Origin of the sequence: Hyphomonas oceanitis SCH89 (assembly GCF_000685295.1) — a bacterium.
Lineage (GTDB): Bacteria > Pseudomonadota > Alphaproteobacteria > Caulobacterales > Hyphomonadaceae > Hyphomonas > Hyphomonas oceanitis.
Window position 1 is genome coordinate 1 of the sequence record NZ_ARYL01000055.1, and the last position, 12,976, is coordinate 12,976.

Below are 12,976 nucleotides of genomic sequence, written 5' to 3' on the forward strand. Positions count from 1 at the left end.
TATCGCTGTGCCGGCCCACCCGGGGAGGAGGCTTATCCGATTGCGAGCGGAATTGGAAGGTGGGGGGGAGGCACCGGTACGGGATCTCGAACCGGTCGAGTTCACCCAAATCATCATCGGTCAGGATCGCGGCAAATTGCAGGATTTGGTCAAAGTCGCGATTGAATCCGATGGTCTCACGATAAGAACACGAACATTAGTTGCGCACCTCTCTTAATATTGCCAAGAGATGTTCAATCGTTTCGTCGATCTGTACTATATCCGAGAAGCGGCCGAAGCTGAAACGTACGCATTCAGACGCTGTCGCGCGTGACAATCCCATCGCTTGTACCACGCGCGAAGGTTCGACGCTGCCGGACGCACAAGCAGATTGAGATGAGGCGGCAATTTCCGGCTGCATTCGGCCAAGTAGATCAGCTGCTTCGATACCTGCAAAATGAATGAGCGCATTTCCGGGATGGCGCCGTGCGGTCTTGCCGACCAAGTGGCCAATCCCTTTGGCTTCAATCTTCGAGACAAACCTGTCACGCAGCACCGCAACCCGAGCGCGTTCAGCTGCGCCTTCATTGCGAAGGATGCTACAGGCTTCTCCGAATCCTATGCATAGTTCTGTAGGTAACGTGCCGCCCCGGCGGCCGCCTTGTTGGAGGCCGCCTTGGATGAGTGGTTCAATCCAGCGAGATGCTTGCGGTGCCATGATTAGCGCCCCTACGCCCTTTGGCCCGTAGACCTTGTGTGAGGATAGGGTTGCGAAGGAGATGCCGAGCGCGAAGAGGTCGAGATCCATTGCCAAAGGCGCCTGAGAGAGGTCGGCGTGCCAGGGTATGCCTGCCGGTTCGCAGAGTGTGTTGACGCTCTCGAGGTCTGTTATGGCCCCATTCTCATTATTAACGCCCACGAGCGATACCAAGGCAGTTCGTGTGCTGATGAGATGCGAGAGAGCATCTAGATCAGGAGAGCCATCGCGCCCGAGCGGGACGTAACGAATTTCCAAGCCTGATACTGCGGCTTCATTTAGAATGGAGCTGTGATCTCCGGCGCCAATGATGAGCTCTGTTTTGCCTGTTTCGTTCGCGATGCGCTGCGCTGCGCGAATCACCATCGCATTTGCTTCGCTTGCGCCGGATGTGAACAAAAGATCGTCAGCGTCCATGCCGATGAGACCGGCAATTTCTTGTGCCGATTCGCTGATCGCAGCCGCCGCCCGCCACCCGAGCGCATGATCGGCGGCGTGGGGATTTGCGAACAAGGTCTCTTCGGCCGCAAGCATTTTGGCCCGTACGCGCGGGTCAACCGGCGTGGAGGCTTGATAGTCGAGATAGATTGTTTCGCCGACGCGCATCGGATCTCCGCTTTACTGGACACCCCTTCCAGTACTATGAAGATCCATAATTTGAAACTGGATGATTTCCCCAGGAGCCCCATTTATGATCAATCCGCTCTTAGGCACAGACTATAGGCCAACATTCTCGGGGCACGAGACCTTCCCTCTGCGCTACGGGTGGCTCCAAAAGGCCTTTGAGGCCGTCGATGGAGCCGAGAGAGGCTCAGACGCTGTTCACGTCTTTCGCGATGCGACATCAATCGCCCGATTCGGCGTCGGCCGGAACATGGTTGGGTCGCTGCGGTATTGGGCAAGCGGTGCGGGCATCCTTTCGTCGGAGACCGAGGACGGTTTGGCAGTCGATTGGCTTGGCGAACTTCTGTTCGGGAAGGAGGGCATAGATCCCTATCTCGAGGAGGACGGGTCGCTTTGGCTTTTACATTGGCATCTTGCAAGCCGGCCCCGGCTGACGGCGTTTTATTGGCTCTTCAATGAATATGCGGGCGGCATATTCACCCGGAAGGATATTGTGCGGCCGCTGCTCACGCTGTCTGAAGAGGCCGGGTGGCAGCGTGTGGCGGACACGACCGTTGACCGGGATATTCAATGCTTGCTGCGAACTTATGTTGGTGGGCGCGGTGAAAGCGAAGCGGGCGATTCAATTCTTGCTGAACTCGGCCTGATACGGCCTTTGGGTCAATCGCGCTATAGTATTCCGCGCGGTCAAAAGCCGAGCCTTCCTGACTGTGTTTTCTTGTATGCGTTGTGGGAATTCTGGGACCGGAATGCTGCTGACCGGAGCACGCTGTCTTACGAATCTGTCGCTTTTCATGGCGGGTCACCGGGGCGGGTTTTCTCGCTCGATGAGAGCGCACTTGTGGAGCGTTTAGAGGGGATCGAGCGATCAAGTCAGGGGGCGATAGCCTGGTCAGAAACGGCAGGTCTTCGTCAAATCGTGCGTCATAAATCTCTTGAGCAACAAGATCTTATTGAAATAATTCGGGCCGACATGCATCCGGCAAAGTCACAGGTGGCAGCATGAGTGTGTCGGTCGAAGTTCGTCCTCGGTTTCGTAGGTCTGTGCGCATTGATGCGGATTATGCGACCACAACAGCGATCGACGGGTTTCATTGTCCGCGATCATTTGCGAGCGCACTTACATTTATGGCGCAACACGTCTCCGAGACGGGCCAAGGCGCCTTTACTTGGACAGGCCCATATGGGGGTGGCAAATCAAGTCTTGCGCTTGCTTTTGCCTGTTTAGCCGGCGCCAAGAAGGCGGTTCGTGACCAAGCGATTGATATTTTCGGAGAGCCCACGGTGAGCGCGCTCAAATCTGCGCTACCTTATTTTCCTGCCCGTTGGGATGTTTTGCCCATCATCACGGAGAAACGGTCGCTGACCGAGCAGCTTGCCGAGGCGCTTGATATTCAAATTGGCAAATCGTCATTGTCGCAAGCGGTACTGAAGGAGCTGCAAAGCCGGACAGCTGAACGCGGCCTAGTCCTGATCATAGACGAGTTGGGCCGCGGCCTCGAGGCGGCAGCTAGTGGGGAGGGCGATATTCATATTCTTCAAGATATCGCAGAGCTCGCTTCGCGCAGCGATGGCCGTTTTCTGTTCATCGGCATTCTCCATCAGTCTTTCGAAGAGTATGCTGAGCGCCTTGGCCGCGAAGCGCGAGATTCCTGGGCTAAGATACAAGGCCGGTTCGTCGATATTTCGATCACTGTTTCACTCGATGAAACGATTGACCTGATCGCCGAAGCCATTGGATCAATGCGAGCGCCTCAAGCGCTGAAGGCGCTTGCTGATGAGTGCGCGCGCGAGCTTCGCCCGAGCCGCACAGACGCGGAAGCCAAACGTCTAGCGACAAGTCTGGCGCGGTGCGCGCCACTCCACCCTTTAGCGGCATGTCTTATCGGTCCCTTGTCCCGTCGCCGATTTGGACAGAACCAGCGCAGTGTCTTCTCATTCCTTGCATCATCGGAACAGCACGGGTTGCAGGATGCACTCGCTGAAAGCAAAAGCGGGGAGCTCTATCCTGTTTCTCGACTGTGGGATTATGTGCGCGCGAACCTAGAAAGCGCTGTTCTTGCTTCTCCCGATAGTCGGCGCTGGGCTGTGGCGGCGGATGCGATAGAGCGATGCGCGGCGCGTGGCGGCAGCGAGCATGAGCTTCGGGTGTTGAAGACAATTGGCATGATCGACCTTCTCAAAGATCGGTCAGGGTTGATCAGCGCGCGTTCCACACTGAAGCTCGCACTTCCTGATATCAACGATAAGGCCATTGATGGTGCGCTTCGGTCGTTGGAACGAGCATCTGAGATCGTATTCCGCAAACATGCAAATGCCTACGTGCTGTATTCCGGGTCCGATTTTGACGTCGATGGGAAAGTCGACGAGGCGCTTTCCGCGCTCGGTCAGCCGGACGTCTCGCTTATTCAATCGCTCGCTGATTTGCAGCCCTTGCTAGCCAAACGGCATCACCGGGAAACGGGCGCGATGCGCTGGTTTAATATTGCGATTGAGGCGGTTAGTGATTTGGCAAGCGCCAAGGCTATCACATCCAAGGCCGATATTATCGGGCAGATCATTTTGGCGATCCCGACACAGGGTGAAACACCCAAGAAAGCGGAGAAGCTCATTTCCGAGGCTCTTGAACGAGATTCAGAAAATACACTTCTCATCGGTTATAGCGCCACGGGAGCTCGGCTGGTTGACTATGCGCGGGAACTTGCCGCGCTGCTCAGTTTGGGAAGCCGTCATCCTGAACTGCGCGGGGACACGGTCGCGCGCCGCGAGATCGATGCACGTTCAGCTGATTTACGCCGCCGAATCGAGGATGAGATCCAGTCACTCTTCGAGAGTTCAGAATGGCATGTCGCAGCTGCTGAGAGTACACAATTGTCGAAACGCGCACTCAGCGAGTTATTGTCTAAGATTGCTGACGAGACATTCCCTTACTCTCCGAGACTGCAAAATGAACTTCTGAACTGTACAGCCCCGTCATCTAATGCCGTAAGTGCACGAACGAAGCTTATGAAGCGGATGGTGTTGCGTGATGGAGACGAGGATCTAGGCTTTGGGGGTAAGAATTATCCGGCCGAACGTGGGCTTTATGTATCGCTATTGAAGGAGACGGGTCTGCACGTATCGGTGGACTCTACAGCGTATTTCGCTGAGCCGGCTGAAGGCGGCGACAATCTCGATCACCTTTGGCTATGCGCAGATGCGCTTCTGGCGTCCAAGACCTCGGGTATGGTCTCAGCTCAAGATCTGATTGATGCCTGGGAGGCCCGGCCGATTGGTTTGAAGCAGGGTTTAGGACCCGTCTTCATTATCGCTTACGCCATGTCCCGTAAGGACCGCGTGGCTGTTTACGGAGAAGGTGTATTCCAGAGCCGTTTCAATGATCTCTGCGTTGAATTTCTTGCTCGAAACCCATCTGACATTGGCCTTCGCCAAGTGGAGATGGAGGGCGTGACGGGTGCGATCTTGCGCAATTTGGGCGAACTATTGAAGCTTGAGACGAGCGACGAGCCTTTGAGTGTGGCGCGGGCGATTGTCGGGCAGTTTGATGATTTGGTTCCGTGGACGAGTAAGACGCAAGCCTTGTCGCCGACAACGCTTCAGGTGCGAGAAATTTTGAAGCGGGCGAGTGATCCGAACAAACTGTTGTTCGATGATCTACCTGCACTCGTTCAGCCCAAGAAGGACGGAACGTTTGATGCCAAGCTCATCGCGCGAGTCGTGCGTGATGCGCTTGCTGAAATGCGCGCGGCTTATCCAAACACATTGGCTGAGCTTAAAGCTCTAATGTTGAACGAACTCGATGTCCGAGCCGATACGCAAGAAGCGATTGCAGACCTTCGCAGCCGCGCTGACAATATCCGCCAAATCGGCGGTGATTTGCGCCTTGATGCGTTTATCGGCCGGCTCGCGCAATTTCACGGCACGCAGGAAGATATGGAAGGGCTTGCTAGCATTGCGGCCGAAAAGTTGCCTCGTGACTGGAACGATTCCAACAGGGAGCGAGCGCGGGTCGGAATGGCCGAACTCGCAGGCGCGTTCCTCAGACTTGAGACGATGGCGCGTGTTAGAGGCCGGAAAGACGGACGCCAAGCCATGGCTGTCATGGTTGGACATGGTGGCGCGCCGCTTCCGTTGTTCAGTGAATTTGAAGTCTCAGATTCGGACCGCAAGGACATTACAGCACTGGCGACTGCCGTTGATCTCGCACTCAGCCAGTCCGATCATAAACGGCGAGAGGTTATTCTTGCCGCGCTCGTTGAGGTCACATCGAGATATCTCGATGACGAAGACCAAGAGAAATTGAGGGTACGCGCATGACAATTACACGCCACGTTCTTGGCTTATCGGGTGGGCGCGACAGCGCAGCTCTTGCTGTCTTTATGCGTCAGCGCCATCCTGAGATTGACGTTGAATACTTCTTCACGGACACCGGCAAGGAATTGCCAGAAGTGTATGATTATTTGACCCGTTTAGAGGGCTATCTTGGGAAGCCAATTCGTCGCCTCAATCCGGATCGTGATTTCGACTATTGGCTGAAGAGTTACAAGAATTACCTGCCGTCGGCTCAGTCGCGCTGGTGTACCCGGCAATTGAAGCTGCGTCCGTTTGAAGATTGGGTACGAAAGTACTTGGAGGCCGGCGAGACGGTCATCAGCTATGTCGCCATTCGGAGCGACGAGGAATACCGAGAGGGCTATCAATCGAACAAGGACAAGCTTTTGATCCGCTTGCCTTTTAAGGATTCTGGTATCGACAAGGCTGGAGTTATCGAGATTCTGGATGGATCGGGGCTTGGTTTACCGGCCTATTACGACTGGCGCACACGCAGCGGCTGCACGTTTTGTTTCTTCCAGCAGAAGATCGAATGGGTGAGGTTGCGAGAGCGGCATCCGGAAGCCTTTGAAGAAGCAAAGAGCTACGAAAAGTCCGCGCTTGAACACGGCTCACCATTTACCTGGAGCCAAGGTGAGCCACTGACCAGCTTGGAGTGTCCAAAGCGTCAGCAACAAATCCGGGACGATCACGAACGCCGGGTCGCTCGCGCTAAAGCAAAACTTCAGGCCAATCCTCTCAGACCAGATGTCCAGTTAGATGATGACGACATCTATGGATCAGCTGCCAAAGCGTGCTTAACCTGTCACAAATAAAGCTTTTACCCTTACGACCTAATCCGGATGACATGATCAGAAGGGGCGACTTCGAATTCATCATTGAAGAAGTGTTGAACCCAGTTTCGAACGGTTGCCCAAACGATAATTGCATCACGCTCGTCACATCCAGGGCAAAGGCGCCTTACCAGGTCCATGCCCATCCGGTCGGTCAATTGTGAAGAGGCGCGTTCTATGACCTCTTGGAACATTGTCATCTGCATGGTTGCTGATTTTGTTGCTTGAAGAAAGCCGTGCTCACCCAGATTTGAAGGTAGGCTAAGATCTTTTAGATCGCGCTTTGCATCGTCGAGCGCCCCATCAGTGAGAGCTGACGAGGGGATAGCGCGATAAACGGAGTAGAGATGCTCCGGTACGGCACATTTCGGAAACCACGCCCCAAATACTGTTGAAAGTTCTCCGGCGAACGTGGCTGCCTCAGGGCCAGTTTCGACGGCCAATCTAGATGCTTGATCCGCAATACGGTCACGCTCATTTCGCGTCGCCCGTCGTGCGCTACGTTCCAATGAGTTTAATAATTGCGCGACATTATGCTCGGCAATGTCAGTCTCGATGAGTATCTCGAGATTTGGCGCTTTCGCCCATCCTAATGCTGTGTTTGTGAGATTTGCAGATCCGATCAAAACGCTTTGATCGGATACATACGCCTTTGCATGCAGATTATCGACTAATAGGAGTTCGGTACCTAAGCGTTCTTTGCAGGCATCGAATACATCTAGGTCTGTCACACCTGCGGCTACGTCCCATGCGTTCCAGCGTGTGTATATTTTGATAGAAACGCCCTCGGGCACAATTGCGAGTAAGACGTCAATGACGCTCTTTTTTATGAACGGAGCGCAGAGGATAACTTCGGATGCAGAAGCAGAAAGTAGTCTCTTTAGCTTTTCGCCATCAGTAATCATCATGAATCCTCAAACCTAGTTTAAAGTTCATCGGAATCCGGTTCCAAGAAATGGGCCGAAAGTTTGCCCCAATCAAAGCGAACTTTTTCGAGTGCTTTTGCACGTTCAACATTGGCTTCGCGTTCATATCGGGCCCAAGCGGCAAATATAATCTTAGATGCGTTTATCGCTTTGGTTAGTCTCTCAAGAAGGTCCGTAGACGAAAGATTATCCATATCCTCATCCACGGTATTGATCGTGCCAAAAATACTATCAAAAGCGGGGTGGCGCTGATTGAAGATGACTTCTGTTATTCCTCCGGCTTTTCTTTGGACATCGAATAGACTGTAGGGATCCTGAAAACGTGCTTCGACAAAAATGACTTTCAAGTTTCTATCTTTTATTAGCTTTACAAGTTCTGCCGCATCTTCTGCGGAATAGTTATTTTCTGTTTGAAGGTCATTTTCGAGTTCGGTGAGGTCGCTGTCATTTGGGACATCGTTTGTATCTTCGGTTCTGACTTCTTCTTCCCTGTCTTTCCAGCCGCTATTGGCGATTTCGGTAGCGGTGTCAGTGACGCCACCATGTCGCGATTTTCTTGAAGACCGAGTCTTCGCGCCTTGTTCTTTGATTTGATCCCTGATTTGGCTCAAATTCCGTCTTAGACTGTTGCTGAGCGTCAATAGCCAGCCTCGTGGGTCACCTTCTTCCTTGAGGCGATCAACCACGTCTTGAAAGGCTTCTCCTTCCTCAGCGAGTTGTTGCCAATCGATTGAAGCAAGTTCTGCAAAGTGTACGGCGTGCTGCTTGTTGTTTGTAACGCCAAATACTTCATCAAGATGGGGAGGAAATTCTACCTCGCACCCCCACCACCTCTCTCGCGTATCATAGCCAATGCACCAGCCCGTATCGAGCATGAGCTCGCGACCGGCCCTCAAAACAGACACACCAACATTTCCAGCTGCGTGCCGACCGTAGGGCATGTCACCTCTATTCTTGCCCTCAGCCAGTTCAATTGTCCGAGAGCCGGCAACTGAATACCTTACAGAGACTTCGTAGCTGCTGCCGCCATATTCGATTTCCTCGGTATCTTCCCAAAGAAATTCAAACATTGGTTCAGAATCAAAGGGTTTAGGTGCGATGGAAGAAGGGGTCAGATACATTGGGTCATCGAGATCTGCATTTTTGTTTAGCAGAATCCCTTCATCCTCATCGGCACAAAATAGACGGATGGTGATTGTTTTTGCAGCGAGGAATTTTCGATAAATTCTTCCTGCGAGACGACCGGTGTTTTCGAGTGTCGACTTTCCTTTCTTCCAGGTCAGGCGATTGAAGTCTAGGTCTGACCAAACGACGATTGTCCCGGAGTTGCCTATCGATTGCGATAATGTGCGCCATTCTTTTGGAAGGGGCTTGTGGACCGGAACAGGCACCATATCCATTGTGCCAGATTCCATTTCGGGAACTGAAAGAAACGTATAGATGGCGTTGTCGGGACCATTCTGCCAAGTCCAAACTTCCACTCGGCTCGCTTGAGATATAGAAGCGTTGGGTAATCCCATTCCAAATCGCCCAATTCCCGTTCTATCCTGCAGTCTTGAGCCGTTTCCGAACTGGAGTGCCTTTCTAAGCGTGTTGGTATCCATGCCTGCGCCATTATCCAACACCGCTATTCGAGTTAGCCTAGAGACTGCGCGTTCACGAATGGTTTCTTTCTTCTGGAGGCAGAGAACTTCGATCTTATCGGCCCCAGCTTGTTGGGCATTGTCTATTAACTCGGCGATGGCATAAGCGGTGTTCTTATATCCAGAATCTCGCATGGCTGTAACGGCAAGGTTCGATGGTATGACGCGGCCATCAAATAGATCCGCCTGTGTCGCTGGTTTGGTGTCAGGCATCGTACACATCCTCCCAATTCATAAAAGCTTCGGCTACATCACGGAAACCCGGCAACTCTACATCTACAACTGTACTTACAACGCACGTTTCATTCCCACCCGCGCGCACGCCACGCGTCGCCCGGCCAACCATTTGGCTAAAAAGAACCAAGGATCGTGTTGGGCGTGCAATTATTGCGGCGCTCGTTTTTGGTGCGTCGAATCCGGTAGTCAGGACTCCATAATTACACATCACAATTGGACGGGAGTCATCCGACCGAAACCGGCTAATTGCACGACTGCGGAGTGCTGATGGCGTTTCACCCGTGACGACTTCAGAGGCAACTTCTTTAACGCTCAAAACGGCTGATATGTCTTTTGCATGATCAACCGTAGAAGCGAACAAGATAATCCGAGTGTGACCTTCTGCAATCAGGCTATCTATTTCGTCCAAGATAATTCGATTTCGAGCTGAACTCATCGCGAGCTTAGAAAGTGTCGCAGCATCATAATCACCCAAGATAGGTTTGAGCTTCAGAAGATCCGGAATGTCTTCGTCTGAAATTGTATAGTGAAGCCTTCGAAAATCTGGTCTGGCCAGGTAACCATTGGTCATCAAGTATTCGACGGGATCAGAAAAGCCTTCGATTTCAAGCATCACTTTTCTATTATCGTAGAACTTCGCGAGCTCAGCATCCGCGTCGATATCTTCCCATGTGCGTCCGGGTGTTGCAGTTAGTCCAAGTAGCGCGTCATATTTTCCAGTGCCGGTAATCCGATCAATCAGCTTACTGAATGTGGGGGCGATTGATTGGTGTGCTTCATCGACCACCACCAGCCCAACGTTCCGACTGAGACGCAATAGATCTGCACCACTGCGTTCGTTTAAATAGTGTAGTTTTTGAAATCCGCCGATGATCACTCCGTCGGTGATAGAGGAGACATCAACGGTATAATCACCCCAAGCGCGATGTATGTTCATCGGTCTATTTCCGAGTACAGACCAGGCCTGAGTTATTGCATCTGCCGCTTGATCAAGAAGTTCCGAACTCGACGCGAGCCAAACCACCACGGTCGGTTCATGTGTTTGTAGAAATCTACAGACGATGTGCATCGCTGTTCGTGTCTTGCCAGCACCTGTTGGCATATGCAGGATTGTCCGCCCGTGACCGCTCCCAATCTGTGCCCAAACACGGTTAGATGCAGAGCGTTGGTGGTCAAACAGTCCGTATTGCGATTTGAGATTAGATGTCGCTTGTGCACTCGGTCGCACGGTTTCGTTTGATAGGGTGAGTCCGAAGAAGCCTGCGAGAGTGATCGCTTTAGCAATGTCGCTATAGATCGTTGAATCTTGAGGGTCCTGTCCATCTGACAACCCTAATCGCTTGGTTAGCTCTACTCGTTTGTCTGAGGTTAGAGCGTCGATCAGCATTTCGCGGTAGGAGTAATTTGTTATGATCTGAATTGGGTCTTGGCGTAACTTGACAGCGAGCGCTGAGCGCACAGCTGAATTAAACTTGGCTTTGCTGACTGCTTCGGACAGCAGTATAAGTAAGCTTGGCTCTAAAGAGGACGCGACGCTATCCACGCCAACGTTCTCAAGAACTTGCTCAAGACGTTGACCCGGTCCCGACATATATTCTCCCGACAAGTTTCATTCTAGAGTTCGTGGCAAATTCGCCGGGGAGTCGCAAGGGAAGTTATCCAAGATTAGAGGATGTTATTCAATCTCAGGTTAATCGCGGTCCCCTTTGTGAACTAAGTTTGCTGAGGACGCGGCGCTTTTCGACCAAAATTTGGCTTCGGGACAAATTATCTGGCATTTGGTCCGAATATGATTCTAGGGGGTTTTGTGTTTCGTAGCAAACGCCCAGTACTAGCCTCATGGAAATCATCCTATTTTTAATGGGCCTGTATTCTAGACTTCACGCGGCAAGTTTCAGTTTCATGCCGGGGGTGTTTCCGCCAATGCCCATGTTCGGGCGTTCATTGTTGTAGGTTCATAGCCAACGCTGGGCGTGATGCTTGACCTCCTCGATTATGTTACAGATGAACTGGCCGAGCCATTCCCGGCAAACCGTCCGATTGTAGTGTTCGATATAGGCGTTCTCCTGTGCGTTGCCAGGCTGGATATATAGCAGCCCAATGCCGCGCTTCTGGCACCGCTTTCACGATGCTAGACTTTTCTACCCAATGTTCCTTTAAGTGTTGATCTTCCCGGCTGCTTCCGCGATGCATTCTAAGCGCTAAGGATCGAGCTGGGGACGAGCATGAAAACTATCAGGCAAGAGGTTTTTGGAAAAGCAACGCTACGGATCGTTGAGACGGCTGAGGGGTTGCGCGGGATCATTTTACGGGAGGGGACGAAGAGCGATCCTATTGAGGGCGAGGACGAGGCAAGTCTCTGGACGCGGCTAATGAATGAGGCGGGGAAATCTCATCCTGACTATTTTGGCTGGTCGGGCGCGGTAGCGCGATTTAAGCGACTGTTTCCCGGCGGCTTTGAATCTGAAGAATTCGACATGCATGAGCGGGATTATAAGGATACCGCGCGCCGGATGATCCTGAGCGAACTCCCACTCGAGGCGGCGCTTTTGGGCGAGGCCGATATTGAAGCGGCGCTTAGAGCATTTAGGGCAACCAATCTCTTGTCCCCGTTTGAAAAGGTACGGCTTCAGGACCTCTTCAGGGGCGAGCAAGGCGCAAAGTTCCTTCAAGGGGCTGCTCAATTCACTCGGGGTGACCGCACTCAGGGGCTCGCGCGCATGAAGCAGGCGGCCGAGCCACATGATGTCGGCAAATGGACGACCTACACGTATCTTCCCTATTTTTGGAATCCTGAGACAGAGATATTCTTAAAGCCGGAAGTTTCGAAAGATTTTGCAACGCGCGTCGGGCATCCGTTTCAGACGATCTATTCCGCGCAAGCCGATATCGCTGTTTATAATAGTTTACTTGACCTGGGAAAGCATGCCTGGACGGAATTGGCTGATCTTCAGCCGAGGGACAATATTGATATTCAGAGCTTCATTTGGGTCGTGGGTGCCTATAAGGAGACAGATGCAAGCGAGCTCAGCATGGATGGTGGCGCGTAACCTACCACGCCTATGCCAAGCACAGCGGGTTCAACAGACTGAACGATGAACGCCTGCGCGTCAGCATGGATGGACGCGGGCGCTACTTGGACAGCATCTTCATCAAACGCTTGTGGCGCTCGCTCAAAAACGAGGCGGTCTATCTGCAGGATATTGACGAGGGCTTTGCTGCTCAGCGCGTCATCGACGAGTGGATGAACTTCGACAATAGCCAGCGGCAACACTCGGCTTTTGGCACACCCCCACCCGACGAGGCATATGCAGAAGAAAGATTTCTTATCAAAAGCCCGAGTTTATCTTAGCAAGGCGGCAAAACTGTGCAGGAAAGCAGGACAAGCTCAGTACATTCCTTGCCAGATCGAAGTGCTTGAAGCCAACAATCAGATCATCAGGTACAAAGCGATCCGAAATTTCAATAAAGCTCAATGACGCGAGTGACCGCTGGAAGCTAGAAAACAACTACGCACCGGAGCGGGTGAAGATGAGAACTGGTGCGTCGATGTTCAGCGGAAGCTGAGAGTAGGCTATGAAAGGTGCGAATCCATTTCCAAGATCAAATCAAACAAGGTAAGCGTCCGGCGTTGACGCCCTTGAC

The 12,976-nt window shown here is 52.5% G+C and carries 10 protein-coding genes and 1 pseudogene; 6 read left to right on the forward strand and 5 right to left on the reverse strand.

Going from position 1 to position 12,976, the window contains the following annotated elements; all coding sequences use genetic code 11:
* Positions 1–217 (forward strand): hypothetical protein (locus tag HOC_RS22600; protein WP_035541543.1); only part of this gene is annotated, 217 nt, incomplete at its 5' end.
* Here HOC_RS22600 and HOC_RS19085 read toward each other — a convergent pair.
* Positions 197–1,342, reverse strand: a complete 1,146-nt coding sequence (locus HOC_RS19085; protein ID WP_035541546.1) for a cysteine desulfurase family protein — start codon at positions 1,340–1,342, stop codon at positions 197–199. The two genes, HOC_RS22600 and HOC_RS19085, sit on opposite strands and share 21 nt — an antisense overlap.
* An 85-nt stretch (positions 1,343–1,427) precedes the next feature.
* On the opposite strand from HOC_RS19085, the gene HOC_RS19090 reads away from it, so the two are divergent.
* The 3 genes from HOC_RS19090 to HOC_RS19100 are packed head-to-tail and all read left to right on the forward strand — an operon-like array spanning position 1,428 to position 6,507.
* Positions 1,428–2,366, forward strand: coding sequence for a DUF4007 family protein (locus HOC_RS19090; RefSeq protein WP_035541550.1), 939 nt, complete (start codon positions 1,428–1,430; stop codon positions 2,364–2,366).
* Entirely contained in the window at positions 2,363–5,677 is a 3,315-nt protein-coding gene (locus tag HOC_RS19095; RefSeq protein ID WP_035541555.1) for a hypothetical protein, read from the forward strand. Before HOC_RS19090 ends, HOC_RS19095 begins: the two co-directional genes overlap by 4 nt.
* The gene (locus HOC_RS19100; RefSeq protein WP_035541558.1) at positions 5,674–6,507 is read left to right on the forward strand and encodes a phosphoadenosine phosphosulfate reductase domain-containing protein; all 834 of its coding nucleotides are present in this window, start codon (positions 5,674–5,676) and stop codon (positions 6,505–6,507) included. The genes HOC_RS19095 and HOC_RS19100 overlap by 4 nt, the downstream gene beginning before the upstream one ends.
* A gap of 11 nt (positions 6,508–6,518) precedes the next feature.
* Here the strand turns inward: HOC_RS19100 and HOC_RS21585 are convergent, their stop codons facing one another.
* The 4 genes and pseudogenes from HOC_RS21585 to HOC_RS22740 all read right to left on the reverse strand — a co-directional run.
* Positions 6,519–7,433 carry a phospholipase D family protein gene (locus HOC_RS21585; protein ID WP_051625118.1) on the reverse strand — a complete coding sequence of 305 codons (915 nt, stop codon included), beginning with the start codon at positions 7,431–7,433 and terminating at the stop codon, positions 6,519–6,521.
* Between the two features lie 17 nt (positions 7,434–7,450).
* Positions 7,451–9,307 carry an ATP-binding protein gene (locus HOC_RS19110; protein ID WP_051625119.1) on the reverse strand — a complete coding sequence of 619 codons (1,857 nt, stop codon included), beginning with the start codon at positions 9,305–9,307 and terminating at the stop codon, positions 7,451–7,453.
* The gene (locus HOC_RS19115) at positions 9,300–10,922 is read right to left on the reverse strand and encodes a DEAD/DEAH box helicase (protein ID WP_051625120.1); all 1,623 of its coding nucleotides are present in this window, start codon (positions 10,920–10,922) and stop codon (positions 9,300–9,302) included. The genes HOC_RS19110 and HOC_RS19115 overlap by 8 nt, the downstream gene beginning before the upstream one ends.
* Positions 10,923–11,211: 289 nt before the next feature.
* Positions 11,212–11,445, reverse strand: a pseudogene (locus tag HOC_RS22740) (integrase core domain-containing protein); the annotation flags it as partial.
* Between the two features lie 111 nt (positions 11,446–11,556).
* Here HOC_RS22740 and HOC_RS19120 point away from each other — a divergent pair.
* Together HOC_RS19120 and HOC_RS19125 are read left to right on the forward strand one after the other, a co-directional pair.
* Positions 11,557–12,381 (forward strand): hypothetical protein, encoded by an 825-nt coding sequence (locus tag HOC_RS19120; RefSeq protein ID WP_035541561.1) that lies wholly within the window; start codon positions 11,557–11,559, stop codon positions 12,379–12,381.
* 86 nt (positions 12,382–12,467) lie between these two features.
* Complete coding sequence (locus HOC_RS19125) at positions 12,468–12,683, forward strand: integrase core domain-containing protein (protein WP_035541569.1); 216 nt, start codon at positions 12,468–12,470, stop codon at positions 12,681–12,683.
* Positions 12,684–12,976 lie beyond the last annotated feature (293 nt).